Source organism: Enterococcus dongliensis, assembly GCF_031927985.1.
Lineage (GTDB): Bacteria > Bacillota > Bacilli > Lactobacillales > Enterococcaceae > Enterococcus_A > Enterococcus_A dongliensis.
Map to the genome: position 1 here is coordinate 129,595 of NZ_JARPZC010000004.1, position 26,355 is coordinate 155,949.

The window sequence follows — 26,355 nt, forward strand, 5'->3', positions numbered from 1 at the left end:
TTACCAGCAAAAGATTTACTTTCTATTATGTAATCCTTTTTTCTTTTGTATCTTCTTTAGTTTTTCTGGTGTAACATCGTTGCCTTCTGGATCAACGACTTTCATTCCTTCAATGTGATGACGCATCCCGCTTCGGAATGATGCGATGTATTCTTTTCGCAAAATTGTCTGTTCATGCGCCTCTGCATCTGTTAAGCCAACTGTTTTCTTTTTTTTGGCTAATTCATTGATTCGCGCAATCGTTTCATCGTTAATCATCTTGAACACCCCTTTTCCCTCCTTCAATTATACATAAAAAATAATAAGTTAAAAGTACTAATAAACACGAACGCTTGTTTGATTTGTACTAATAACTATGCTAAACTAAAAAAAACGAAAGAAGGTGCGGACATTGGCAAAAAGAACGGAAACAAAACAATTAGAAGTTTTGCGTTTCATTCATAAACGCGTTGAAGATAAAGGTTATCCACCCACTGTCAGAGAGATTGGAGAAGCCGTGAATCTTTCATCCACTTCCACAGTCCACGGCCATTTATCCAGATTAGAAAAAAAAGGATTGATCCAACGAGATCCGACAAAACCAAGAGCCATTGAATTGACTATCACTGGTTTAGAAAAAATCGGCGCAGCGCCGCAAGTTATTCCAATGCTTGGTGTCGTTACCGCAGGTGAACCGATCTTAGCAGTCGAAGAAGCCTCTGACTTCTTTCCGGTCCCTCCAGACCTATCTAGTGAAGAAGGTAGTTTGTTCATGCTGACGATTCGCGGTGAAAGCATGATCAATGCTGGAATATATGATGGTGACCATGTCATCGTTAGAAAACAGCCCACTGCTATTAATGGTGAAATCGTGATTGCCATGACTGATGAAAACGAAGCAACGTGTAAAAGATTTTATCGCGAAACAGACCACATCCGTTTACAGCCAGAAAACGATGAATTATCCCCGCTTATTTTTGATAATGTTTCTATTTTAGGGAAAGTTGTCGGTCTATACCGTAACCATATTTATTAATCGGAAGAAATTTCCGGTTATTTTTTTCTTTACAAACCGAACAAACATTCGTATAATAAAAACACAAACACATGTTCGCATTTTATTAGGAGTGATTATTGATGAAAACAGTAAGAAGATTTGGTTTAATTATCGCTGTATTGTTGTTAGGTCTATTGATTGGTAAGTTGGGGTCTTTAGCTACGATTGTCATTTTTTCTGGTCTGTTTCTAGTTTGGTTTATGTTGTGGGATGAACGTAAATATGCCCAGCATTACGCTGAGTATTCATCTGAAGAAGAAATTGAAGCCGAACATTATTTCAAAGAACCTGCTGAAGATTTCTATTACGTGACTTATGACCATCATTATCACAAATCCGCTTAATATTCTTGCAAAATATAATAATTTCAAAAAAGACCACCAAAAGTCAGCTCTTCGTCTAACTTTTAGTGGTCTCTTATTTTTTAATAATCCATCAAGGTTAAAATATCATAGCCCTTGATTTTATCACGCCCGTGCAATTCTTCTAATTCAATCAAGAACGCACAGCCAACAACGATTCCTCCAAGTTTTTCAACTAACTCGATAGTTGCTTTGATCGTTCCGCCTGTTGCTAGTAAATCATCGGTGATCAGTACTCGCTGTCCTGGTTTAATTGCATCGCTATGGATCGTTAAAGTATCTGTTCCATATTCTTTCTCATATTCAACTTCGATAACTTCACGCGGTAATTTCCCCGGCTTACGAACAGGAGCAAAACCCAAGCCCAATTCAAATGCTACTGGACAGCCAACAATAAATCCGCGGGCTTCTGGTCCTACTACCATATCGATTTGTTTTTCTTCTGCATAATTTACGATTTGTCTAGTTGCTTCACGGTAGGCCTCGCCATCAGCCATAAGTGGTGAAATATCGCGAAAAACGATCCCTTCTTTTGGATAATCGGGGATACTGGCAATATAATCTTTCAAGTTCATTTTGGTTGTTCCTCCTAGCTTTTCAGCCAATTTCTAATAGTTTGAATATCGTTCATCACTAAAAACTCTTCGCTCTCAATTCGAGCTATGCGTTTTTGATAAATTTCACTCTCTTCAAAGGACCGAGTTTGTGGTGACTCGACCATTTGTAAAACACCGTCGTCTATTGTAACAAATTTTAACTCAGAAAACACGTGAATCATAAAGACTATTTGTTTTTCTGGAATTTTTAAGTAATTTGAGACGATTCTTAACTTAAAACGAATGTCCACTCTTGGTTGTTTGCGGAAAAATTGATAGAGTTTTGTAAATTGCTCGCGACTTGGTAATCCATTAAGATAAGCTTCGTCTGGGCTATAAAGATAGAGATAGATCCGTTCAAAGTTTCCTTTTTGAGAAATTTCTTTCAATAGTCCTTTTTGATCTGGACAATCAAGCACAACTAATTGGTCATACTCAGACCAGCTGATTGTTTCAGTATACAACGTCACTTCTTGTTGTAATTTCTTTGCAAAAAAGTGTTGGCTTTTTAGTTGGAATGCAAGATATAATACTTGCCCGCCTTCAATCTGTTGATCCCATGTATACTTTGCACGACGATCGATCACTTGGAGACCATCAGAAGCAAAATCGATTAAACGTAATTGGGCTTTTTTCTGTCCATTCCACTCATTGATTTCCAGATCACCTACAAACTTTGTATCTGGTTGCTGGATTTTTTCTTCTTCCTCACCAAAACCAAAGCCGATAACATCTAGCTGTGCCTGCTCATCTTTTAATGAAAACTTGACGTGTTGTTGCTCGCTACCAATGCGTTTGAAAGAATCGATCGCACCATTGATCAGAAAATGAGGGGCCGGATTGTCCGTTCCAAAGGGAGTCAACTTTTTTAATTCTTCAACAAATTTCAACTGGACTGCTGATAATTCTAGCACTCCGTCAACTAACAAAGTAGTCGCTTGGGTCAAGTCGATTTGATTAACAGAAATATATTCATTCATCTTTTTTTGTAAAGTAGCGAGGTTTTGTACTGGCATCGTCAAACCTACAGCAGCAGCATGACCACCAAAATGAGTGAATTCAGAGCGCATAGTAGTCAGCATACCAAATAGATCCAATGCGTCAACACTTCGTCCAGAACCTTTAGCTACACCGTTTTCATCGATAGTTAATACAATTGCCGGTCGACCTGTCTGTTTTAAAATATTTCCTGCTACGATTCCTAGAACACCTGGGTTCCATCCTTGAGCTGCGATCAAATGAATAGCATCGTCCGGATTGACCAGTGCAGTTGCTTCAGTAGTCGTTTCTTGTACGATTTGCTTTCGTTGATTATTAATCTGATCGAGCTTTTCTGCTAAAACATGCGCGCGTTCTTCATCAAAAGTTGTCATCAACTCCACTGCTGGATTCGGATCACCTAAACGTCCAATTGCATTTAATCGTGGACCGATACTAAAACCGATACTTGTCTCATCGGCTTTTTGCAAAGCGACTCCACTGACCTTGAGTAATTCTAACAAGCCCAAGCGTTGGGTCTGTTTAATAGCTTGTAATCCTAGTTTAACAAGCACTCGATTTTCTCCAGTCATGGACACAAGATCCGCTACAGTTCCGATTGTTACTAAATCCAACATTTCCAGCGGAACTTCTTCCAATAAGGCCGTTGCTAATTTGAAGGCCACACCTGCTCCAGCCAATTCACCAAACGGATAATGCCCCTCTGGATGGCGTGGATGAACAATACAATAGGCTGCTGGTAGGATTGGCGGCAACTCATGATGATCCGTAACAATCACATCCACATTTTGTGAATTAGCAAAATCGATTGCCTCATTACCCGCCACGCCATTATCAACAGTAATAATCAATTGAATTCCTTCATTGATTTTTTCAGCAAAAAGTTCTTTGTTTGGTCCATAACCATGGATAAAACGATTCGGTAATACATAATGGACATCTGCTCCGATCATCTGGAGAGTCTCCAACATAATCGACGTACTGGTGATGCCGTCAGCGTCATAATCTCCATAGACTAAAATTGCTTGACCTTCCATAACAGCAGTTTGAATTCGTTCCACTGCTTTATCCATATCATGCATCAAAAATGGATCATGCAAATCATCGATCGTTGTTTTTAATAACTGAGAAAAGTCTTCCAGTGTATGTATATTTCGATTCCATAAAAGTTCAGCAAACGTTTCAGTATATCCTTGATTCATTAATTCTGCTTTGAAAATCGGATCAATTGGAGATACTTCTTTAAACTGCCAATTAAAGTTTGATTTTTTCACTGTATCACTCCCCAACCGTACCAGTATAGCAAAAAAGAATCAGACAAGAAAGAGAAGAAGACTCCAGTTTTTCAACTGAAGTCTTCTTTATTAATCATAGTAATCAATTGGCGGATCATTTTTCTTTTCAGCTTGGGCATTTTCTTTTTCAGCTAAGGCTTGATCTTTTTCTTTTAACAGACTTTCATAGTTAGCTTTCAGTACAGCAATCTCATTTTCCTGTTTTCGTTGAAAGGCTGCTTTTTCTTCTGCTAATTTTTGTTCATTATTTGTTTCATAACTTTGAATAGTTTCTTTTAACTGCTTGATTTCTTTTCGTTGTTGGAAAAGTGTAGCACCTGAAGTCAGCATGACGACTAATGCTCCTATCAACGCGGAACCGATAATAACAAGTACTAGCGATAAATAGAATTTCTTGATCAAGAAATTGACTGGAACTTCTTGACTATTAGAAAGCGCAAAGATCACAATCAGCAGGACTAGAATAAATCCTAAAAAAACTTTCCATTGTTTTTTCATTTTGCTTTCCTACTTTCTATTAAATAATCCCCCCGCTAAAAGATCTCCGATATGTGGGAACAGATGATAAAAACGGCTGGCCCCTTCCATAATAATAGGCCGGTTGATCTCACGAGTTGGTTTACCCATTTTATTAACGATGGTTTTTGCTAATTTGTGAGGATCTAAGACAATCCCGCCTAGATCTTTCAAATAATTTCCGCTCGGATCAGCTTTGTCAAAAAATTCAGTAGCAATCGGACCAGGATTAATCGTGGTCACATAAACATTGGCTGGTCTTAATTCAAGACGCAGTGCGTTCGAAAAACCTAAAACAGCAAATTTTGTCGCAGAATAGATTGTTGATTTTGGCGTGGCCATTTTACCAGCCATTGAAGCTACATTAAAAATATGCCCCCGTTGATTATTGACCATCGAAAGTGCCAGTTTTTGTGTAAAATACATCATTCCGAGAACATTTACTTCAAACATCTTTTTCGCAATCGCTAAATCAAAGTCCACAAAATCTTCAAATAGACCAAAGCCTGCATTATTTACTAATACATCCACTTCACCGACTTCATCTGCGATTTTTTCAACAACTGATTCCACACTATCTGGATCAGCAATGTCTAATTGAAAAGCAAACGCGGCTTTACCGCTTAGCTGGCTACAACGTTCTTTGACTTGACCAATCAGCTGAATTCGACGAGCACATGTAACCACGATTGCTCCACGTTTTGCAGCTTCGTAACAGATCTGTTCTCCTAAACCCGCAGAACCGCCAGTTACAACAACGATTTTATCGGTTAAATCCATTAAGCTTCCCTCTTTCTATAAAGCGACTGCCTTCAATCAGTCTGCTTGTTTCTTTTATGAAAATGGAATATCGATACTATCGAAATCTTTGGCAATTTGTGTATTAGGAAAGATTTCTTGGGCCTCTTCTTCCAATTCTTTGGCTTGTTTTGCTAAATATCTTGCCGAAATATGTGTCAACATCAATTTTTTGGCCTGCGCCTTTTTAGCAATCATCGCTGCTTGTTGGGTTGTAGAATGGAAATATGCATGCGCAAGTTTTGCTTCATTTTTATTAAAGGTGCTTTCATGGATAATCACATCGCTGTCTTTAGCAAATTGACTAGATCTGTCGGTAAAACGAGTATCCCCAAAGATTGTTACAATCCGTCCTTTTTTGCTCGAACCAACAAATTCTTTTCCATCAATTACTCGACCATCAGATAAAGTAACTGTTTGACCTTGTTTTATCTTCCCGTAGACTGGTCCAGCAGGAATCCCTAATTCAGCTAATTTTTCGACCTGCAGCATGCCTTCATGATTGGCTTCTGTTACCCGAAAACCATAGCTGTCGATACCATGATCCAATCGCATACATTCGACAGTGAACTGTTTGTCTTTGAATATGACTCCTTCACTTAATTCAATAAAGTGTAACGGATACGCTAACCGTGTTTTTGAAACTTGTAAAGAAGTTCGCACATAACTTTCCAATCCGGCAGGGCCGTATAATTCAATCGGTTCTTCTCCACCTTGGAAAGAACGGCTACTTAATAACCCGGGCAAACCGAAAATATGATCGCCATGTAAATGCGAAATAAAAATTTTTTCAATTTTTCGTGGTCGAATCGTTGTGCGCAAGATCTGCATCTGAGTCCCTTCACCACAATCAAACAACCAAATCGCATTACGTTCAGCCAATAGCTTTAGAGCAAGGCTGCTGACATTTCGATGTTTCGCAGGTACTCCTGCACCTGTTCCTAAAAATTCTAATTCCATAATTCTCCTGACTTTCTATCAAATTAATCTTATTCTAGAAGAAAGTCTTGTTTAGTGCAATCTAAATAGAAGAAATTTATTCCTCTTTTGAGTGGTCATCTTCAGAAGCGTTTGTTTGAGAAGATTTTGCCATTTCTTGCGTTTTCTTCACATCGGCTTCAACTTCATCATAATCAAGTCGAGTGATCTCTCCGCCTAGTTCCATCATGATCAGTTGATTCAATGGCCGATTATCCTCTTCTTCAGCGATCAATAACAAAGCAGTGTCGCCTTCACCGATCTTATCAATCAAAAATTCAAAAACACCGGTTGCTTGTCGAACTTCTTTAGCATCTTGAGTCGCACCGATCATCCCACCAGTGAACCATCCTAATAAGATTCCGATTGGTCCACCAAGAATCCCTACCATCATCCCAATCAGACCACCGGTTGAACTTTTGTTACTGCCAGTGAAATCCAGAAAATCTTCAATCATAAATTTATGTTCGCCGTCATTTGAATGATGGACCACTGCCATTTGCTCTCCTTTGAACGCCTTATTCATATGCAACCGTTTTGCCTTTGAAAAAGCTTCATAGGCTTTTGACTCTAAATCAAAATTCATGACTATCACACGTTTTTCCATTGAAATCCACTCCCCTTTTCTATTAACCTTAGTTTAGCAATAAATAGCAATTTTTGAAAACAGAACGAGTTCATTTTCATCAGTTATACGTGGAAAGTAAATAATAAAAACCGGGAATTAATTCCCGGTTTTTATTTCATTCATGATTCGATCATCAATAACATAATAGTCAAAGAAGACTTTAGATAACTGATAACCTTCTCCCCAATTGGTACGAATGATATCATATTCTACTCCATCAATTTTCAATTTATTCCGCAAATGTTTGATGATTGTTGATAGGCGAGTCATATGACTGGCTGAATCACTGTCACCCCAGATTTTTATAGCTAAATCATTCCGACTAATCGGTGCCTCTTTTGTTGAAATCAGCGTACTTAACATTTCACGTTCAGAACGGGTCAAATTCCATAGGGGAATAGGACGCTTTTCCGGAGTACTTTCTGCTGGTTGAGCCGGTATTCCAAAACCAATAGAATAGCTAGCTTCTTTTAAGACTTTTTCAGCAAGTTTTTCTCTCAATCCGCTAAGGGATTCGTCTTCTAATAACCATTCATCGACCCCTCGTGATTCCCAATCAGCTTTTTCTTCTTTTGAAGGCAGTTGATCTGTTTGACGAAGGATTGTGAAATCTTTTCCAACTTCTTCTAAGATCACCGTTAGTTCTTGATCAGAAATTGTTTCACTTGCAATCAATACATTAAAAAAGTTTATAACTTCTAATGATACTTGTTTTGTTTGAAGTAATGTCAATAGTTTTTCAGAGCTTAAAACTTCAATATTTAAACGTTGTAATTTTTCAACCAATGGTCGCTCAACTAAAATATTATGTGTCAAAATTAATACTTGCATCAAATTATTCCCCTTTTTTATCATTAAAAATAAGTTTTCAATCAGCTATTCGCGGAAAGTTTTATTAATTAATAATATAATCATACTTATTTATAATGCAAGTTTACACTGTGATCTTCTTCAATGCCACTAAAAAGCTCATATTTTAATAGACATAATTGGAAAAATCGATAAAATTATGGGATTAAAAAAACTTTTTTTGCTTTAAAAAATTAAATTATCATTTTTAAAAACATTTTCTCAATTTTTTATCAAGATTTGATACATATAACATATGCTTTTTTTCATCAATTTATAGTAACAAAATATATTTATTTCCTCAAATTTTATTGTTTTCACTAGTGATCGGCAACTTATGACTTTTTATTCCATTCATTTCAGCTTAAGTACGCTAAAATTTACGTCCCTCTTAAAAAAAGGAATAATGAACATTTTTTGGTAAACATAAGTTTTAAAAAACGAAAAACATAGATAAAATAACGAGACAAACTTTTACTCTAGGTTCCTTCATTTATCTTTTCTCAGTCTTTTTTTTGAATCAAAAATTTCCGTTTTAAAAAAAATCGTGATTGAATAGATTTTTTACACAAAAAAGGTACTGCAAATGATTTGCAGTACCCTTAAATTTAATGGTCTTAGTCAACGAATTCAAATTCAAATTTATCGATACGCACAAGATCGCCATCTTTTGCACCACGGGCACGCAAGGCTTCATCAACACCCATCGAACGAAGCTGGCGAGCAAAGCGCATGACTGTTTCATCATGATCAAAGTTCGTCATCTTGAAGAGTTTTTCTAGTTTCTCTCCACCAAGCACCCAAGTTGCATCTGGTTCACGAGTAATCGTAAACTCTGGTTCATCAGATTGGAAACCGTAATTGACAGTATCTTCTTCGATTTCTTCATCATATAATAGAAATTCAGGTGTAACATCTAACAAGTCAGCTGCCGCATTTAATAAATTATCCAAGCCTTGTTTTGTAATCGCTGAGATTGCAAAAACAGGAATGTCTTCCGCAAATTCGTCTTCCTTATCTTTTTTCAATGCTTCTTTGAATTTTTTCAAATTTTCTTCGGCATTTGGCATGTCCATCTTATTGGCAACAATGATTTGTGGACGTTCCAATAAGCGTAAGTTATGTGATCCTAATTCTTTATTGATCGCCTGATAATCTTCATAAGGATCACGACCTTCCATCCCGCTCATGTCAATTACATGAAGAATAACTCGCGTCCGTTCAATGTGCCGTAAAAACTGAGTACCTAATCCAACCCCTTGGGAAGCTCCTTCGATCAATCCTGGTAAATCAGCCGCTGCAAAACTTCGACCATCACTAGTAGTCACCATTCCTAGATTAGGGACCAGTGTCGTAAAATGATACGCTCCAATCTTAGGGCGTGCAGAAGAGATCACTGAAAGAATGGTTGATTTTCCCACAGATGGGAATCCAACTAGACCGACATCTGCTAAAACTTTCAATTCTAATTCAATATTACGTTCTTGCCCAGGTTCGCCATTTTCAGCCAATTCAGGAGCAGGATTTCTTGGCGATGCAAAACGTGTATTTCCACGTCCGCCTCGTCCGCCATGGGCAACAATCAATTCTTGACCATTCTCGATTAAATCTCCAATTAAAGTCCCAGTATCGGCATCTCGGACAGTTGTTCCCGGCGGAACACTGACATAAGTATCTTCAGCTCCGCGTCCGTGCATCCCCTTGCTCATCCCATTTTCACCTGGAGTGGCTCTAAAATGTCGGTTGTAGCGAAAATCCATTAATGTACGTAATCCTTCATCGACAACTAAAACAACATCGCCTCCGCGTCCGCCATCGCCTCCGGCTGGTCCGCCGTCTGGTACATACTTCTCACGACGAAAAGCTACCATCCCATCGCCGCCTTTACCAGCTTTGACATCGATTGTTACTTGATCTAAAAACATGGACATCTTGGTGTCCTCCTTATCTCTTTGTTCTATTGACTACTGAATCTCCACACTAAACAAAGTCTCATATATTGTAGCTAGATTCACCAAAAATGTCCATTCTTATTGATAGAAGCTTAAAAAAAATTTGTTGTATTCACACTTGTTTAATGATCTTTTTGAACAAATCCTTCTCAGGTAATATCTTTTGACAAAAAAATTGATGCGTTGCACAATTAAATTTATAAGGCATTAAGCTTTGCCTGATATAAAAAAGGAGGAACTTTTGGTTATGACAGTAAAAGTAGGTATTAATGGATTTGGACGTATCGGTCGTTTAGCTTTCCGTCGGATTAAAGAAGTATCTGATGACATTGAAGTAGTGGCTATCAACGATTTGACAAGTCCTACAATGTTGGCTCAACTATTGCAATTTGATTCCACTCACGGCACCTATCCTGGCACCGTTACCGCAACTGATGACTCAATCGTGGTTGATGGTGAAAAAACTCGTGTATATGCTGAACCAGACGCAAGTAAGATTCCTTGGGCAAAAGAAAACGGAGTAGATATCGTTCTTGAATGTACTGGTTTTTACACCTCAGAAGAAAAAGCCAAAGCTCACTTAGACGCGGGCGTGGAACGTGTCGTTATCTCAGCTCCTGCCGGACAAATGAAAACAATTGTTTACAATGTAAATGATGATACTTTAGATTCAAACGATAAAATCATCTCAGCTGGTTCTTGTACAACAAACTGCTTAGCTCCGATGGCCTACTTCTTAAATGAAGAATTTGGTATTGAAGTTGGTACAATGACAACCGTTCATGCCTACACTTCAACACAAATGCTGTTAGACGGACCAGTCAAAGGCGGTAATTTGCGTGCAGCACGTTCTGCTGCTGATAATACGATTCCTCACTCAACAGGAGCGGCAAAAGCAATCGGTTTGGTAATTCCAGAACTGAACGGTAAATTACAAGGACATGCACAACGTGTCCCAGTCGTAGATGGCTCATTGACTGAATTGGTCTCAGTCCTTAAAACAAAAGTAACCGCAGACCAAGTAAACGAAGCCATCAAAAAACATACCGTTGATAACCCATCATTTGGTTATGACGACCGCGAAATCGTTTCTGGTGATGTGATTGGAACGACTCAAGGTTCAATTTTTGATCCTACTCAAACAGAAGTAACTTCTGCTGGCGACTATCAATTAGTTAAAACAGTGGCTTGGTATGACAATGAATACGGCTTTACTTGCCAAATGATTCGTTTATTAGAAAAATTCGCTAACTTGTAAACCATTATTAGGAGATCATGTTGATCTCCTTTTTTTATTGTCTTCTTCTAATCAACCCTTTGGAGAAAAAATCATGATTTTTTCATAGGATGTTGTTTGAAAATTTGTTATCATAAGACTGATACTATTAGTTAAAAGGAGACTATTATGCAATTCAAAAAAATAATGATTGGTGCAAGTCTTGCCTTGTCAATCGGCTTATTTGCTGCTTGCGGTACAGACAATTCAACCAAAGAAACAAAAGAAAGCACTGCAAAAACAACCGAGTCTAGTGTCGATTTAAACAAATTAGCACTGCCTCAACTGAATGATCAAGTCACAGATAATGAATACTTAGTTGAAATGATCACAACAAAAGGCAGCATCAAAATCAAACTTTTCCCTGAACAAGCACCAAAAGCCGTGGAAAATTTCGTCACACACGCCAAAGAAGGCTATTATAAAGATACTTCCTTCCATCGGGTAGTCAAAGATTTTATGATCCAAGGCGGCGATCCTAAAGGTGATGGTACTGGCGGGGAAAGTATTTGGAAAAAAGGATTCAAAACAGAAGACTCAAATCAGTTGTATAACATCCGTGGTGCTCTTTCAATGGCTCGCGCAGCCTCACGCAGCAGCAATGGTAGTCAATTCTTCATTGTCACAAATAATAAAGATGTCAGCGATGGCTTACCGATCCAATATTACCCAGAAAAAATCATCGAACGATATAAAAACGGTGGTGCACCGCAACTCGATGGCGAATACACGGTCTTTGGACAAGTAACTGAAGGCATGGATGTTGTCGATCAAATCGCAGCGGGCGAGGTCAAAGATAACGGTTCTGATGAAGAATCGACACCTACTGATCCAGTAAAAGTGACCGAAATAAAAATTTTGCAAGAGCCGAAAAAATAATCTCTAAAAAGAGTGAGGATAAAATTTTGTCCTCACTCTTTTTTTGCTATTTGATACAATTTAACTTTAATTATCTTTTTTGTTCTTTGTCGCCTACGATGAAAGTAAATTCACATTCAGTTACTATCTTCTCTTCTACTGTTGCCCATGCTTTTGCAGTCCCAACGGGTCCTTTTACTTTTTGAATATCAAAATTCAAAAATAATGTGTCGCCTGGACGGACGAACTCTAAAAATTTCGCATGGTTGATTCCTCCGATATAGGCAGTCTTCCCTTCAAATGCCGCAGATTTTAAAATCAACAAAGAACCAGCTTGAGCTAGCGCTTCTACAATCAAGGTTCCCGGCATCATCGGTTCATCTGGAAAATAACCTTGAAAAAAATCTTCATTCATCGTTAAGTTTTTCACCGCTGTAATATGCTTTTCGTCTTCAAATTCTGTAACTGCATCTAAATAATAAATTGGGAAACGATTGGGAATCGCCGCCATTATTTCTTCGACATTCATAATTTTTTTCATTTTGCACCTCTATGAATATTTTATTTGATTATCAAACTATCATATTCTATTGTTTTAATCAAGCTGTATTACAATAAACAAAAAATAGTTTGACAATCAAAGCTTTTTCCAACATAATAAGAACATATTATTTTATATTATTTAGGAGTGTGTCATTTAATGTCAATTTTAACTGGGAAAAAAATTATCGTGACTGGCGTAGCGAATAAAAAAAGTATTGCTTGGGGATGTGCGAAAGCTATCGCAGATCAAGGCGCCGAAATCATCTATACGTATCAAAATGATCGGATGAAAAAAAATTTAGTCAAATTAATTGGAGAAAACGCTCCTATGGTAGAACTTGATGTAGCTAGCGATGAAAAAATCGAAGCCGCTTTTGCTTCAATCAAAGAAACCTTCGGATCAATCGATGGTCTTGTCCACTCAATTGCTTTTGCCAACAAAGAAGAATTATCTGGCAATGTCACTGCAATCACCCGGGATGGTTTTCAATTAGCTCAAGATATCAGTGCTTATTCTTTACTAGCCGTTTCAAAATACGCAGCACCTTTAATGACCGATGGCGGCAGTATCGTGACGATGACCTACATGGGCTCAGAACGCTCGATCCCCAACTACAACATGATGGGAATCGCTAAAGCTGCTTTAGAAGCAGAAGTTCGTTACTTGGCAACTGAATTAGCACCACAAAACATTCGAGTAAATGCAATCTCTGCTGGAGCGATTAAAACTTTGGCTGTGACTGGCGTAAAAGACTATCAATCATTATTGAATCTATCTGCTGAACGTACACCTGATAAAGTTGGTGTAACTATCGAAGAAGTCGGAAACTCCTGTGCTTTCTTATTAAGTCCTTTAGCAACTGGAATCATCGGGGATATTATTTACGTTGATAAAGGAGTCCACTTAAGTTAAATTTTACGAATAACCATTGGTTTTATCTCTTGTTTCAAGCACTATAGAAACATAATAAAAAATCCGCTCATAAAGAGCGGATTTTTTATTGATCGAATTACACTTCAAATACCCAGCCTTCTGGCCCTTTGACATCTCCAAATTGAATTCCGACAAGTTCGTCATATAATTTTTTCGTGACTGGACCGGTCTCTGTTTCACTATAAAATACATGGAAATCTTCACCAATCTGCATCCCAGCAATCGGCGTGATTACCGCGGCAGTCCCACAAGCTCCTGCTTCGGCAAATTTGTCTAATTCTTTTAAGTAGACATCTCCTTCGATTGCTTCCATCCCAAAGCGTTCTTTAGCTAAATACAGCAAAGAGTATTTGGTGATACTTGGTAAAATCGATGGTGATTTTGGGGTGATAAATTGATTATCATGAGTAATCCCAAAGAAATTAGCCGAACCGACTTCTTCAATCTTCGTATGTGTGGCAGGATCTAAATAAATACAGTCAGAAAAATTACGTTCATGAGCGATTTGTCCCGGTAATAGACTTGCTGCATAATTTCCGCCTGCTTTAGCAGCGCCTGTACCAAATGGTGCTGCACGGTCATATTCTGAAACGACAAAGTTACTTGGTGTCATGCCGCCTTTAAAATATGGCCCAACCGGCATACAAAATACACTAAACAAATATTCTGGAGCTGGTGTCACCCCGATATTATCACCTACTCCAATCAAATATGGTCGCAAGTATAATGTGGCTCCTGTACCATATGGTGGTACGTATTCTTGATTGGCACGAACAACTTGTTTGACCGCATCGATAAACATTTCTTCAGGAATCTCTGGCATCTGCAAACGTTCTGCACTTTTATTCAAGCGTTTTGAATTTTCGTCTGGTCTAAATAGATTGATCTTTCCATCTTTGCGTCGGTAAGCCTTCAACCCTTCAAAACATTCTTGAGCGTAATGGAGACTAGTAGAGCCTTCACTAATGGTGATTGTATTGTCTTCTGTCAATGTCCCTTCCTCCCATTGACCATCCTTCCAATGAGAAATATAGCGGAAAGGGGTTTTGATATAATTAAAGCCTAATTCTTCCCATTTTATATTCACCATTTTATCATCTCCTTCTTATTTAAGTGTTAGTCTATCACTTTCTTTCACTGTTGTCATGAATTTTTTCAATTTTAAGAAAATTATGACTCTTGTATCTTTGGTCGACAGAAAAGCGAAAGATTGTTACACTATTTCTATCAATTATTAGGAGCGACTTATGTTTTTATTTACGACACAGACCATAGATTCTAGCGACACGAATGTAGTAGATCAAGCAACAGAACAATTGTCAGCTTGGCAGAAATATTGGCAATCGATCGACTGGGATCAGGTATTTTCCATCTTAATTCAAAAAGGATTGACACTTTTAGCCGTCTTAGTTTTATTTTATTTGATTCGAAAAATCGGAAGCTTTTTGATTAACCAATCTTTTGAACGTCAAAAGAAAAAAGTAGCCGATAACGCTACTAGGATTGAAACAATCCATGCATTATCCCTAAATATTTTTTCTTATACATTGTTCTTCTTTTTCCTTTATTCGATCTTGGATACGATTGGTATTCCAGTAGGATCACTTTTAGCAGGAGCTGGGATTGCTGGGATTGCTATCGGTTTAGGCGCACAGGGCTTTACAAATGATATCATCACTGGCTTTTTCATCATTATGGAACAACAGATTGATGTTGGTGATTATATTCGTCTAACTGATTTGCAAATTGAAGGAACGGTGACCTCAGTTGGTATCCGAATGCTGCAAATGAAATCTGCTGATGGTACCGTCCATTTTATCCCCAATCGAAACATCACGACTATCAGCAACCTTTCGCGAGCACATATGCAAGTCAAAGTGGATGTTCGTATCCAACCAGATGAGGGCTATGACAAGATCAGCAGTTTGATCGATGAAGCAAATCAAAAATTAGCCGAAGAATTTAATGACGAAATCTTTGACGGACCAACACTTTTTGGCATGGTAGATTTAGGAAATAGTAACTATGCAATTCGAACAATTTTATATGTTACCAATGGAAAACAATATAAACTAAAAGAAGAATTTTTAAAATCTTATGTAAATATTCTGCATCAAAATGGTTTTACTATTCCCAATAATCCGATTTCGCTTGGAAAATAAAAAAGTGAGTCATGATGAAAAATCTCATGACTCGCTTTTTTGTGTTATTTGCTTTAAGCAGCGCTGATCTTTCATAAGATTGCCACTGATTACCAGCTTGCTTTTTTTACGCCAGGAATCTGTCCTTTATGCGCTAATTCACGAAATTTAATCCGTGACATCCCAAATTTCCGCATGTATCCTCTTGGACGGCCATCCAATTGATCCCGATTCTTTAATCGAGTTGGGCTGGAATCTCGCGGTAGTTTTGCTAAACTTTCATAATCTCCCGCAGCTTTTAACGCTGAACGTTGGTCGGCATAACGCTCGATCAAGGCTTGTTGTTTCTGCATTTTAATGATTTTTGCTTTTTTTGCCATCTATTTTCTCCTGATTCATTTATCAATCGAGCTTAATCGTAATGATTATTATTTAAACACTTGCCAAAAATAGCATGATATTTTATAAAAGTCAATCATCTGACTTATACATGTTTAGTCAAAAAAAGAGACCCTCTTAGGATCTCTTTTGATCATCTTGGTGAATTTGCATGGAAAATCAATTTTGTTTCATGGTTTTTACGTTCAAATGTGTGAAAAGTATAATTCACTGCCTTTAAGATTTCTCTGCGAGTCACAATACCGCAAAATACCCCTTCTTGATCTAAAACAGGCAAGAAAGCAGCATCTACCAGTAAATGCAGGATGTCTTCTAATTCCGCATCTAGACGCATTACGGATACATCTGTCTTCATGACATCTGCAACTGTTAACTTTTCCAAATTGGATGTATCAATACCATCGATCCCCAACATTCTTTTTACAATATCATTCAAGCTCAATAAACCAACAAAATGATCCTCTTTATCTAAAACCGGAATGGTTGAATAACCAGCTTGCGATAAAAGCAGCAATGCATGCTCCAAAGGATGTTCTTTGATCACATTCGCAACATTTTCTGCTGGGATCATCATGGTTTCTTCATGTTCCTTCATTAATTGTTCAATTGCGGGACTAATCATATGATGCCTCCGTTCTAATATCTTCACCTTATTTTACCCTACTGATAAAAAGAAAGCGCTCATTATTGAAATATTTAGTAAAAATTAGAAACTATCGCGCAAAGTCTGCGACTAATTCTTCAATCGGCTGATGTGAGCGATTATAAAACTGTACGTGGTATCCCTCTTTTTCGCTATCGATAATCGCATAACTAGGAATCTGCACAGGGCCACGTGGTTGGGAGATACTTCCTGGATTCACAAATAAGATATGTTTATCATAGTCTGCTACCGCTTGATGGATATGACCAAATAAAGCAATGTTGGCACCGACTTCTTGTGCTCGGATTGAGAGCATCGTAAGTCCAAAACGAACATTCGAGCGATGACCATGGGTCATGTAAATAATATCCTCTTCTGTTTCAATAATCTGTTCTTCTTTATATTCAAGATCGTAATCACAATTACCTGTAACAACTGTAAAATGGTTCCACAATTCATCATTGGCCGCTAATTCTGAATCTCCACAATGAAACATGTGGTCCACCATTCCCACATAGCGATTGACAATCTCCACTAGGATATTACGATCTCCATGGTTATCACTCACAACTAAATATTTCATTTATTTTCCTCCAACCAATTCTTCCAAACTTTTCCTAGTTCTTTGACCGCCAAACCACGATGACTGATATGATTTTTTTCTTCCCCAGTCAATTCGGCTGCTGTCTTTTCAAAACTAGGTACAACAAATAATGGATCATATCCGAAGCCGTTTTCCCCTTGAGGAATACGACCGATTCGGCCAGGCCAATCTGCTTCCACTACTAAACTCTCTTTTTGAGGTGCTGCAAAAACAAGTGTACAATGAAAATGAGCCGTTCGTTTTTCATCTGGAACATCTGTCAATTCATACAACAATTTCGCATTATTGGCTGCATCACTTTTTCTTTCTCCAGCAAAACGAGCAGAAAAAATTCCCGGCATCCCATTTAGCGCATCTACGACTAAGCCAGAGTCATCTGCTAAAACAGGTTGCTGTAAAATTTGAGCGATTGTTTCAGCTTTTAAGCGTGCATTTTCCTCGAAAGTTTTTCCTGTTTCTTCCACATCCGGTAACTCAGGGTAATCCAATAAGGTTTTGACTTGATACCCTTCTTTTGAAAACATCGCCGCAAATTCACGTGCTTTTCCTGGATTACGTGTTGCGATCACAATCGTTTTTTCTTCCGTTTCACAACTTGTAAAAAGCACTTCTTTTTGATAAGCAATCAATTCTTCAATTCCTGCTTTAGCATGCAAAATTAAAGCATTCAATTCATTGTCATCAAAAGTTGCTTCTTCACCCGTTCCCTGGATTTCAACAAAACGTCCAGATTCTGTCATCACTAGATTCATATCAACAGCAGCTGAAGAATCTTCCTGATAATCTAAATCTGTTACAACCGCTCCATCAGGTAAAATCCCTACACTGATTGCTGCTAAATGTTCGTTGATGGGATCTTCTATTAATTCACCACTAGATAATAATTTATTGATTGCTAAACATAATGCGACAAATCCTCCAGTGATACTAGCTGTCCTTGTTCCGCCATCGGCTTGGATAACATCGCAATCTACGATGATACTCCGTTCACCTAGTTTTTCTAAATCAATCACCGCACGCAACGAGCGACCAATCAAGCGTTGGATTTCCATCGTTCGACCAGTTAATTTTCCTTTGGCACTCTCACGTCGATTCCGTGTATTTGTTGCTCGTGGCAACATACTATATTCAGCAGTTACCCAACCAGTTCCACTTCCTCGTAAAAAAGGCGGTACAGAATCTTCTAAAGTCGCTGAACAAATCACTTTTGTATCGCCAAAAGAAATGACAACCGAACCTTCAGGATGTTTAAACACATTTGTCTCGATCTTTATCGGACGTATTTGTTGAACTGCTCTTCCATCATGTCGCAAACTTATTCTCCTCCTAGATCAATGTGTGTCACATTCAAATCAGTAATATCCAACCACTGGCCAGCAATATCTTTAAACATTTTAGGCGAACCTGTTGTATAAAATTTCTTGGCTTTAGGGGCTGTTTGATCGTAATTATTTAAATTGAAGTAATCCAATAACGTGCTGACATCACTAACTGTTTCTGCACCAGAATCGATCAATGTAACTTCTTGGCCAACTACGTTTTGGATGATCGGACGTAATAAAGGATAATGAGTACAACCTAAGATTAACGTATCTAATTTTTCTTTTTTCAGCGGCGACAATGTTTGGGAAACAATTTTTTTCGCTACTGAACTATTGTATTGATTACTTTCTACGATAGGCACAAATTTGGGACAAGCCAAACTAGACACATAAGTCTCTGGTGCCTTTTCTTGTAACTCGTGTTTATAAGAATCGCTCTTAATTGTCCCGATTGTCCCGATGATTCCAACACGACCTGAATCACTCGCCTTCAACGCTGCACGCGAACCCGGTTGAATAACACCAATCACAGGAATATCAACTTTTTTTTTGATTTCTGCTAATGCCACTGCCGTTGCTGTATTACACGCAATTACAAGCATTTTAATCTTTTTTTTCAATAAAAAACGAGTCATTTGCCAAGTAAACTCAATGACTTGTTCAGCAGGTCGTGGACCATACGGACAACGTGCCGTATCTCCCAGATATAAAATTTCTTCATTCGGCAGCTGGCGCATGGCTTCTTTGACCACAGTCAAACCGCCCACACCAGAGTCGATAAATCCAATTGGTCTTTCATTTGACAAAATGCTCACCCTATCTCATTCCAAGTATCACCTTATTTTCCACTTTTTAGTGATTTTTTTCAAGCCCCAGCGTCCCAATCGATAAAAAGCGTTTTCTTTTGAAGAGATATTGATCAATGCTACACTTAACTAAAAGAGAGGTGGATACTAATGGATAAAAAAGAGCTGACTGAAAATTTGGGGAAAATCGCTGCTGATGATCGCAACCAAGATCCGGCGATTAAAGCGACCGAAAAAGAAGTTGAGGAAAAGAAAAAAGAGGCAGAAAATCATGAACCAGGAATGCTAGAAAAACTTGGCAAGACCCAAGCTGGCGCTGTCTATGAAGATCCAGCAATGAAAGAGACCGAACGTGAGACCGAAGAAGAAAAAGAAAAAAATTAGATTTTATCTATTTAACAATGTTGGAAAATAAGAAATAACTCTCGTCTATTGTTGAGCTTTGAGTAAAAAAATATCCGAACTAGATAGTATAGCTCCTGTGATAAACAAGTTGCTTTACATTCTATAGTTCGGATATTTTCTTGTGCTCAGATTGTTGTTACAGCTCTTATTTAATAATTATATTTACTTGTTTCTAGGAAACTAGAAACTACTGACAACAAGTAACAAACAACGAAGTACATCAAAGTCATTGCAATAAACATCGGAATGACGTAATTCGTATTTTGACCATAAATGATTTTAGCGTTGTGAGTCAATTCTGGTAAAGAGATGATCACTGCTAAAGAAGTATCTTTGATCAAAGAAATCAACTGACTTAAAATAGCTGGTAACATCGATTTAAATGCTTGCGGCATAATAATCATTGTTAATGTTTGGACATAAGTCAATCCAGAAGACATCCCTGCTTCTGTTTGTCCTTTTGGTACAGCATTTAGACCTGCTCGAAAAATTTCTGACAGCATAGCAGATTCAAAAATTGTCAACGCAGCAACGGCCGCCCAGAAAATATTCAGCTTGATACCGATTTGCGGCAAAGCAAAGTAGGTGAAGAAAATAATTAGCAATAACGGCAAGTTTCGAATGACATCGATAACTATCCCAACGATTCGTGAAAGAATCGGGACATTACTAAAACGGACAGTTCCAGCGATTCCGCCGAGAATCATACTAAAAATAATCGAGACAATCGAAACTTGAATCGTCACCCACAGCCCATCCAAAAGGAAACGCAGATTCATCCATGAAAAAGCTTCGTTCATAGTATTTTACCCCTCCCTTTCTAGGCCTTTGCCCAATGCTTGTCTAAATAGTTCATTAGATAAGACAAAGGCAGTGTTAAAATCAAATAGAATACTCCAACGATGATATAAGTATCAAAAGTGTTAAAGGTGGTACTAGCAATCAAATCTCCTTGATACATCAAATCCAATCCAGCTACCATTGCTAAAATAGAAGAATTTTTAATCAGATTGATAAACTGATTTCCTAACGGCGGGATAACAATCTTAAATGCCTGTGGTAAAACGATATAGCGCATCGTCTCAGCGTAAGAAAAACCTGAAGAAAGTCCCGCTTCTAATTGACCACTAGGAACCGTTTGGATTCCTGAACGAACAGTCTCAGCAATAAATGCCGAAGTGTAAATCGTTAAACCAATCGTGCCGGCTTGAAAGCCATCAAAACTGTAAAAATACATAGGTGCAACGACATAAAAAAACATGACGATAATCAATAACGGAATATTACGAAAAAATGCTACATAAGCTTTGGCTAAATTTCGAATGATTCGATTATGAGACAATTGTAAAATCGCCATCAATGTCCCGATAATCAAACTAAAGATCAGTGCCAATAAACTTGCATAAATCGTATACTTGAATCCACTGACAAAATCAGCAGAGAAAGTTTGGAATACATGTGTCATTAAAACTGCGCCCCCTTTTTCGCTCGGCCTTCTGCATCTTTAGAGAACCATTTTTCAAAAATCTTATCGTAGGTACCATTATCATGCATCTTAGACAATGCGTTGTTGACTTCTTTCAAGAAATCTTCTTGGCCTTTATTGATTGCGATTCCATAAGGCTCGTTTGTAAAAGTACCGCCTGCCAATTCGTACTTATTATTTTCTGAAGCCATCCCTAACAAAATCGCATTATCAGTCGTCATTGCTTGTCCTTGACCTGATTGCAACGCGGTAAATGCTTCTGCATAATTTTCCAGTTCTAAAATCTTAGCATCCGGTGCGTTTTTACGGATATTGATACTTGATGTAGAACCCTTGACAGCTAGAACCGTATCGTTGGCTGTCAGGCTTTTTACATTTTTGATAGGGCTGCCTTTTTTGACTAATAATGATTGCCCAGCATCAAAATAAATATCAGAAAAATCAACTTGTTCCTTCCGTTCATCCGTGATTGTCATCGTAGCGATAATAGTATCGATGTTCCCATTTTTTAGTAACGGAATCCGAGTTTTTGAAGTCACTTCGATAAACTCTGCCTTACCCTTTTTACCAAGTATTTCTTTTGTGATCGCTTTGGCGATGTCGATATCAAACCCCTCAACTTTGCGAGTTTTAATATCCATCATACCGAATAAACGTGTATCGTATTTCACACCCCACACGATTGTCGGTTCGTTTTTGATTCGTTTTGCGATATTTTTATTTGCAACACTTTCTCCTTTGCAGCCTGATAATACAATCATAAATAGCAGCGGTAAAAACAGAAAGGCGCCTATTTTTTTTATCTTCGACATACGCTGCCTCCTAATGATTGATTACTTTGCTGACAAATTGTTGTGCCCGCTCCTCTTGTGGTCGGTCGAAGAATCCTTTGACGTCTCGAGTATCTTCTAATACTTCCCCGTTAGCCATAAAAATAATTCGATCAGCTACTTCTTTAGCAAATCCCATTTCATGGGTCACAACAATCATCGACATACCATCTCGGGCAATCTTTTTCATGACATTCAGCACATCGCCAATCATTTCCGGATCAAGTGCAGAGGTCGGTTCATCAAAAAGCAGCAAGTCGGGATTCATCGCTAAACCACGGGCGATGGCAATCCGTTGTTGCTGGCCTCCGGATAACATAGAAGGATAAGAATCCTTTTTATCTAACATGTCTACACGATCTAACAATTTCTCAGCAGTTTTTATCGCTTGTTCAGATGATTGTTTCAAAACTTTGATTGGTGCTAACGTAATGTTTTCTAACGCTGTTTTATTGGGATAAAGGTTGAAATGTTGAAAGACCATCCCGATATTTTTTCGGATGTCTTTTAACTTAACATCTTTGCTATGTAAATCTTTGTCATTTACCATGAGCTGTCCTGAAGTGATGTCTTCCAGGCCATTGATACACCGCAACATCGTACTTTTTCCTGAGCCAGAAGGTCCGATTACTACAACGACCTCTCCTTTTTCAAAGGATAAGTTAATATCTTTCAAGGCATGAAACTTCCCATAGTATTTTTCTACATGCTTAAATTCCACCATTGGCATGTTTAACCACCTCTTTTTTCCTTATTATTCTCTAATTATTCCAATGTGGGTCTAATTATAAGCTAAATTTTTTTACTTTGTAAAGAAAAATACCTAGTGTTAGAAAAAAACATTTTATTTCCTTCTGTTTCTATGTTAAGTTTTATAACATAAGCGCTGCTGATACTTTCTATAAAAACAACAATAAGAGTTGTCTTGTTTTGAAAAAAAAGGTAGTATTTGAAGAGACTATTGAAAGAATTTTTATGAAAAGGTGAGTTAATGAAAAATATCATTTTAACCGGAGATCGTCCGACGGGTCAATTACACTTAGGTCATTATGTCGGTTCGCTAAAAAATCGCGTCTTGATGCAAGAAGATCCTGATAACGATTTATTTATTATGATTGCCGATATGCAGGCTTTGACTGATAATGCAAAAAATCCAGAAAAAGTTTCCTCCAATGTTCTACAAGTCGCCTTGGATTACTTGGCTGTAGGCTTAGATCCAAAACGTTCGACTTTATTTATTCAATCACAGATCCCTGAATTAGCTGAATTAACCATGTATTATTTAAATTTAGTCAGCGTCGGGCGTGTTCGCCGCAACCCAACAGTAAAATCTGAGATTGAACAAAAGAAATTTGGTGAAAGTGTACCAACAGGCTTTTTCATCTATCCCGTCTCTCAGGCGGCTGATATTACCGCCTTTAAAGCTACTTTAGTTCCTGTAGGTGAAGACCAAAAACCAATGTTAGAACAAACACAAGAAATCGTTCAAGGTTTCAATCATACTTATGGGGACGTCCTTGTAGAACCCAAAGGTGTCTTTCCAGAAAAAGGTCAAGGCCGCTTACCAGGAATCGATGGAAATGGAAAAATGAGTAAATCATTGGGAAATGGAATCTATTTAGCTGATCCTACCGATGTTTTAGCAAAAAAAGTTATGAGTATGTATACTGATCCAAATCACATTCACGTAACAGACCCTGGTCAAGTCGAAGGAAATATGGTCTTTACTTACTTAGATGTTTTCGGAACAGACAAAGAAAAAATTGCTGAATTAAAAGAACACTACCGTCATGGCGGTCTTGGCGATGTTAAGATTAAACGTTACTTGATTGACGTATTAGAAGCTCAACTTGGACCGATTCGTGCGCGTCGCGAAGAGTTCGCAAAAGATCCCGATGCAGTGATGCATCAATTAAAAGAAGGCAGTGAAAAAGCACAAAAAGTCGCTGCAAAAACATTATCCGAAGTAAAACAGGCTATGGGAATCAACTATTTTGCTTAGTTCAAACCAATAGCTAGTTTTAATTGTAAAAACTACCCACTAAAGATTGCGTAATGCTTTTCTTCAGTGGGTAGTTTTTTATGTTCTTTCTATTATAGAGCGTAAAATCTGCGTAAATTCCGGCGAGTCATTAAACGGATGAATGTATTCAAAAGTTTCTCCACCGTTTTCCATGAAATACGCACGGTTTTCTTCATCAATCTCTTCGATTGTTTCTAAACAATCTGCTACAAAACCAGGAGTAATCACTAGAATTTTTTTGACATTCTGACTCGGCAAAGCTTTCAATGTAGCCGAAGTCATTGGTGTCAACCACTGTCCTGGTCCAAATTTTGATTGATAAGAATGTGCATAAGGAAACTCCCCTACTTTTTCCATTACTTTTTGTGTAGTGAGTTTGCATTGTTCTTCATATGGATCGCCTTGTTAAACTATAGAAACAGGAATACCATGATACGAAAATAAAATCATATCAAACGTTTTTTCAGCCAATTGTTGTTTTATCTGATCAGCCAGTAATTGAAGATATCCTTCATGGTCATAAAACGAGCTTGACATTTGAAGATGAGGAATCTCCACCGCATTTTTATAGATGTTACCTACTTGATCATAAATCGGTGCTACTGTAGTTTCAGAATATTGGGGATATAATGGTAAGACAAATAAATCTGTCATCCCAGCTTGTTTCATTTCATCAATTGTTTCACGGATTCCTGGATCTCCATAAGTCATCGCATAACGAACAATAGCATCCGGCATAAGAGCTTGCAACAATTCCGTTTGTCGTTTGGTATAGATCCATAACGGAGAGCCTTCTTTGCGCCAAATCTTTTGATACGTACGTGCTGTTTTTTTAGGACGGATCTGAAGCACGATTCCATGTAAGATTGGTAACCACAACCCACGCGGCCATCTGATTACTCGCCGATCAGATAAAAATTCAGCTAAGAAACTTTTCACCGCTTCTGGTGTTGGCTCCTCAGGGGTCCCTAAATTTACTAATAAAATACCTTTTTGCATTATTAACATCCTTCATTTTTGATTCTACGTTAAACTATAGCAGAAGAAACTCAAAAAAACACTTCTGAACTGCCTCAAAAGAAAAATAGTTTTCAATGAATTATTTGAGACTATGCTTGTCAAAACCGTTTTATTCTTCTTAAAAACCTGACCGCCCACTAATCTGCTTGATATCTCCTCAGAATTATTTTGGTTTACTCCTTATATTTTATGTCTACTAGCGTAATTTTAAATAATTTGCTGATTTTCATCAATTTTTCTTTTAAATCTTACTCATTAGAAACAGTTCTTTTTCTTCCATTTCCTCCGTGGTAAAATAAATTAGAGTAAGCCGAAGGAGTTATATTGAATGAATTTTCACGAATTGTATCAAAAATTAGAGTTCTCACCGGTGATTGCAGCTGCTAAAAACGAAGTTGAATTAGCGGCCGCATTAGATTCAGAAGCTGAAGTTATCTTTATTCTTCAATCGCATATTATGGAACTAGCCGAACTAGCTAAGAAAATCAAAGCTAGCGGGAAAGTTGCAATCTTGCATGCTGATTTAGTTAAGGGATTATCTTCTGATGAAAAAGCAATTGATTACATTAAGCAAACAACGTTATTCGATGGAATCATCTCCACAAAACCGACAATCATCCGCCAAGCAAAAAAACATCAACTATTAGCAATCCAACGTTTTTTTTTACTAGATTCTTCTGCCTTGGAAAATATTAACCGCCAACTAAAATATACCGAAGCGGATTTAGTGGAGATCCTTCCTAACGTTTCTCCAAAAATCATCAAAGAGCTAATAACCCACGCCAGAAAGCCATTGATTGTTGGTGGATTGATCCGAGACAAAGAAGATATCATGGGCGCTTTAGGTGCTGGCTGTTTAGCAATTTCAACCACCGAAAGTTCAATTTGGTCCGTTTAGTGATTGTTGAACTTTTTTATCCGTGTTATAATACAGATAATTAAATAATTGCTAGAGATAAAAGAGTATAGCTGCAAACGTCAATAAAAATTGGCGTTTGTTCACTATACTCTTTTTTGCTGCAATGCAAAAAAACTTAGAGCGAGTCATCGCTTAAC

General features: G+C 37.8%; 29 protein-coding genes and 1 pseudogene. 9 read left to right on the forward strand and 21 right to left on the reverse strand.

Translation table 11 applies throughout. The features are described from left to right. Positions 1–15: 15 nt before the first annotated feature. A complete protein-coding gene (locus tag P7D84_RS04810) occupies positions 16–258 on the reverse strand; it encodes a DUF896 family protein (protein WP_311805383.1) in 243 nt (80 codons plus the stop codon). Between the two features lie 133 nt (positions 259–391). Between P7D84_RS04810 and lexA the strand changes: the two genes are divergently transcribed. Together lexA and P7D84_RS04820 are read left to right on the forward strand one after the other, a co-directional pair. Next, complete coding sequence (gene lexA, locus P7D84_RS04815) at positions 392–1,015, forward strand: transcriptional repressor LexA (protein WP_311801114.1); 624 nt, start codon at positions 392–394, stop codon at positions 1,013–1,015. A 101-nt stretch (positions 1,016–1,116) separates the two neighbouring features. After that, entirely contained in the window at positions 1,117–1,380 is a 264-nt protein-coding gene (locus P7D84_RS04820) for a hypothetical protein (RefSeq protein WP_137603156.1), read from the forward strand. A gap of 80 nt (positions 1,381–1,460) precedes the next feature. On the opposite strand, the gene P7D84_RS04825 is transcribed toward P7D84_RS04820, so the two are convergent. The 8 genes from P7D84_RS04825 to obgE form a co-directional block, all read right to left on the reverse strand. Next, the gene (locus tag P7D84_RS04825) at positions 1,461–1,973 is read right to left on the reverse strand and encodes an adenine phosphoribosyltransferase (protein WP_137603157.1); all 513 of its coding nucleotides are present in this window, start codon (positions 1,971–1,973) and stop codon (positions 1,461–1,463) included. 14 nt (positions 1,974–1,987) lie between these two features. Further along, entirely contained in the window at positions 1,988–4,267 is a 2,280-nt protein-coding gene (recJ, locus tag P7D84_RS04830) for a single-stranded-DNA-specific exonuclease RecJ (RefSeq protein WP_311805305.1), read from the reverse strand. A 90-nt stretch (positions 4,268–4,357) separates the two neighbouring features. Further along, a complete protein-coding gene (locus P7D84_RS04835; RefSeq protein WP_137603159.1) occupies positions 4,358–4,786 on the reverse strand; it encodes a LapA family protein in 429 nt (142 codons plus the stop codon). A 9-nt stretch (positions 4,787–4,795) separates the two neighbouring features. Beyond that, positions 4,796–5,584, reverse strand: coding sequence for an SDR family NAD(P)-dependent oxidoreductase (locus P7D84_RS04840; protein WP_137603160.1), 789 nt, complete (start codon positions 5,582–5,584; stop codon positions 4,796–4,798). Positions 5,585–5,638: 54 nt separating this feature from the next. Continuing rightward, positions 5,639–6,562, reverse strand: coding sequence for a ribonuclease Z (gene rnz, locus P7D84_RS04845; protein ID WP_137603161.1), 924 nt, complete (start codon positions 6,560–6,562; stop codon positions 5,639–5,641). Positions 6,563–6,638: 76 nt separating this feature from the next. Then, the gene (locus P7D84_RS04850; protein ID WP_311805306.1) at positions 6,639–7,187 is read right to left on the reverse strand and encodes a DUF456 domain-containing protein; all 549 of its coding nucleotides are present in this window, start codon (positions 7,185–7,187) and stop codon (positions 6,639–6,641) included. Between the two features lie 117 nt (positions 7,188–7,304). Continuing rightward, positions 7,305–8,039, reverse strand: a complete 735-nt coding sequence (locus P7D84_RS04855; RefSeq protein WP_137603163.1) for a winged helix-turn-helix domain-containing protein — start codon at positions 8,037–8,039, stop codon at positions 7,305–7,307. A gap of 635 nt (positions 8,040–8,674) precedes the next feature. Next, positions 8,675–9,988 (reverse strand): GTPase ObgE, encoded by a 1,314-nt coding sequence (gene obgE, locus P7D84_RS04860; RefSeq protein ID WP_137603164.1) that lies wholly within the window; start codon positions 9,986–9,988, stop codon positions 8,675–8,677. 268 nt (positions 9,989–10,256) lie between these two features. On the opposite strand from obgE, the gene gap reads away from it, so the two are divergent. Together gap and P7D84_RS04870 are read left to right on the forward strand one after the other, a co-directional pair. Then, positions 10,257–11,267, forward strand: coding sequence for a type I glyceraldehyde-3-phosphate dehydrogenase (gap, locus tag P7D84_RS04865; protein WP_311805308.1), 1,011 nt, complete (start codon positions 10,257–10,259; stop codon positions 11,265–11,267). 147 nt (positions 11,268–11,414) lie between these two features. Continuing rightward, on the forward strand, positions 11,415–12,164 hold the full coding sequence (locus tag P7D84_RS04870; RefSeq protein ID WP_311805309.1) for a peptidylprolyl isomerase: 750 nt from the start codon (positions 11,415–11,417) through the stop codon (positions 12,162–12,164). A 70-nt stretch (positions 12,165–12,234) separates the two neighbouring features. Here the strand turns inward: P7D84_RS04870 and fabZ are convergent, their stop codons facing one another. Next, complete coding sequence (fabZ, locus tag P7D84_RS04875) at positions 12,235–12,684, reverse strand: 3-hydroxyacyl-ACP dehydratase FabZ (protein ID WP_311805310.1); 450 nt, start codon at positions 12,682–12,684, stop codon at positions 12,235–12,237. Positions 12,685–12,843: 159 nt separating this feature from the next. Here fabZ and fabI point away from each other — a divergent pair, with 159 nt between their 5' ends. Continuing rightward, positions 12,844–13,599, forward strand: coding sequence for an enoyl-ACP reductase FabI (fabI, locus tag P7D84_RS04880; RefSeq protein WP_137603168.1), 756 nt, complete (start codon positions 12,844–12,846; stop codon positions 13,597–13,599). A 97-nt stretch (positions 13,600–13,696) separates the two neighbouring features. On the opposite strand, the gene P7D84_RS04885 is transcribed toward fabI, so the two are convergent. Beyond that, entirely contained in the window at positions 13,697–14,710 is a 1,014-nt protein-coding gene (locus P7D84_RS04885) for a branched-chain amino acid aminotransferase (protein ID WP_311805311.1), read from the reverse strand. A gap of 157 nt (positions 14,711–14,867) precedes the next feature. Between P7D84_RS04885 and P7D84_RS04890 the strand changes: the two genes are divergently transcribed. After that, positions 14,868–15,782: a mechanosensitive ion channel family protein gene (locus tag P7D84_RS04890; protein WP_311805312.1), complete on the forward strand. Its 915-nt coding sequence runs from the start codon at positions 14,868–14,870 to the stop codon at positions 15,780–15,782. A gap of 89 nt (positions 15,783–15,871) precedes the next feature. Here the strand turns inward: P7D84_RS04890 and rpsN are convergent, their stop codons facing one another. From rpsN to racE, 5 genes are all read right to left on the reverse strand, one after another. Further along, the gene (rpsN, locus tag P7D84_RS04895; RefSeq protein WP_137603171.1) at positions 15,872–16,141 is read right to left on the reverse strand and encodes a 30S ribosomal protein S14; all 270 of its coding nucleotides are present in this window, start codon (positions 16,139–16,141) and stop codon (positions 15,872–15,874) included. A 152-nt stretch (positions 16,142–16,293) separates the two neighbouring features. Next, positions 16,294–16,782, reverse strand: coding sequence for a cyclic-di-AMP-binding protein CbpB (cbpB, locus tag P7D84_RS04900; protein WP_311800289.1), 489 nt, complete (start codon positions 16,780–16,782; stop codon positions 16,294–16,296). A 91-nt stretch (positions 16,783–16,873) separates the two neighbouring features. Continuing rightward, on the reverse strand, positions 16,874–17,386 hold the full coding sequence (locus P7D84_RS04905) for a metallophosphoesterase (RefSeq protein WP_311805313.1): 513 nt from the start codon (positions 17,384–17,386) through the stop codon (positions 16,874–16,876). Then, on the reverse strand, positions 17,383–18,720 hold the full coding sequence (rph, locus tag P7D84_RS04910) for a ribonuclease PH (protein ID WP_311805315.1): 1,338 nt from the start codon (positions 18,718–18,720) through the stop codon (positions 17,383–17,385). Before rph ends, P7D84_RS04905 begins: the two co-directional genes overlap by 4 nt. Positions 18,721–18,722: 2 nt before the next feature. Further along, entirely contained in the window at positions 18,723–19,535 is an 813-nt protein-coding gene (gene racE, locus P7D84_RS04915) for a glutamate racemase (protein ID WP_137603175.1), read from the reverse strand. A gap of 150 nt (positions 19,536–19,685) precedes the next feature. On the opposite strand from racE, the gene P7D84_RS04920 reads away from it, so the two are divergent. After that, positions 19,686–19,919 carry a hypothetical protein gene (locus tag P7D84_RS04920; RefSeq protein WP_137603176.1) on the forward strand — a complete coding sequence of 78 codons (234 nt, stop codon included), beginning with the start codon at positions 19,686–19,688 and terminating at the stop codon, positions 19,917–19,919. A gap of 170 nt (positions 19,920–20,089) precedes the next feature. Here P7D84_RS04920 and P7D84_RS04925 read toward each other — a convergent pair whose 3' ends face one another. Genes P7D84_RS04925 through P7D84_RS04940 form a run of 4 tightly spaced genes read right to left on the reverse strand, consistent with a single transcriptional unit; the run spans position 20,090 to position 22,986 of the window. Next, entirely contained in the window at positions 20,090–20,740 is a 651-nt protein-coding gene (locus tag P7D84_RS04925) for an amino acid ABC transporter permease (RefSeq protein ID WP_311805317.1), read from the reverse strand. A gap of 20 nt (positions 20,741–20,760) precedes the next feature. After that, entirely contained in the window at positions 20,761–21,405 is a 645-nt protein-coding gene (locus P7D84_RS04930) for an amino acid ABC transporter permease (protein WP_137603178.1), read from the reverse strand. Continuing rightward, on the reverse strand, positions 21,405–22,238 hold the full coding sequence (locus tag P7D84_RS04935) for a transporter substrate-binding domain-containing protein (RefSeq protein WP_311805319.1): 834 nt from the start codon (positions 22,236–22,238) through the stop codon (positions 21,405–21,407). The genes P7D84_RS04930 and P7D84_RS04935 overlap by 1 nt, the downstream gene beginning before the upstream one ends. A gap of 10 nt (positions 22,239–22,248) precedes the next feature. Beyond that, complete coding sequence (locus P7D84_RS04940; protein WP_137603180.1) at positions 22,249–22,986, reverse strand: amino acid ABC transporter ATP-binding protein; 738 nt, start codon at positions 22,984–22,986, stop codon at positions 22,249–22,251. A gap of 261 nt (positions 22,987–23,247) precedes the next feature. On the opposite strand from P7D84_RS04940, the gene trpS reads away from it, so the two are divergent. Further along, complete coding sequence (gene trpS / locus P7D84_RS04945; RefSeq protein WP_311805321.1) at positions 23,248–24,258, forward strand: tryptophan--tRNA ligase; 1,011 nt, start codon at positions 23,248–23,250, stop codon at positions 24,256–24,258. A 78-nt stretch (positions 24,259–24,336) separates the two neighbouring features. Here trpS and hemH read toward each other — a convergent pair. Continuing rightward, positions 24,337–25,287: pseudogene (hemH, locus tag P7D84_RS04950) on the reverse strand (ferrochelatase). A 340-nt stretch (positions 25,288–25,627) separates the two neighbouring features. On the opposite strand from hemH, the gene P7D84_RS04955 reads away from it, so the two are divergent. Next, entirely contained in the window at positions 25,628–26,197 is a 570-nt protein-coding gene (locus P7D84_RS04955) for a glycerol-3-phosphate responsive antiterminator (RefSeq protein ID WP_137603183.1), read from the forward strand. Positions 26,198–26,355: the final 158 nt, after the last annotated feature.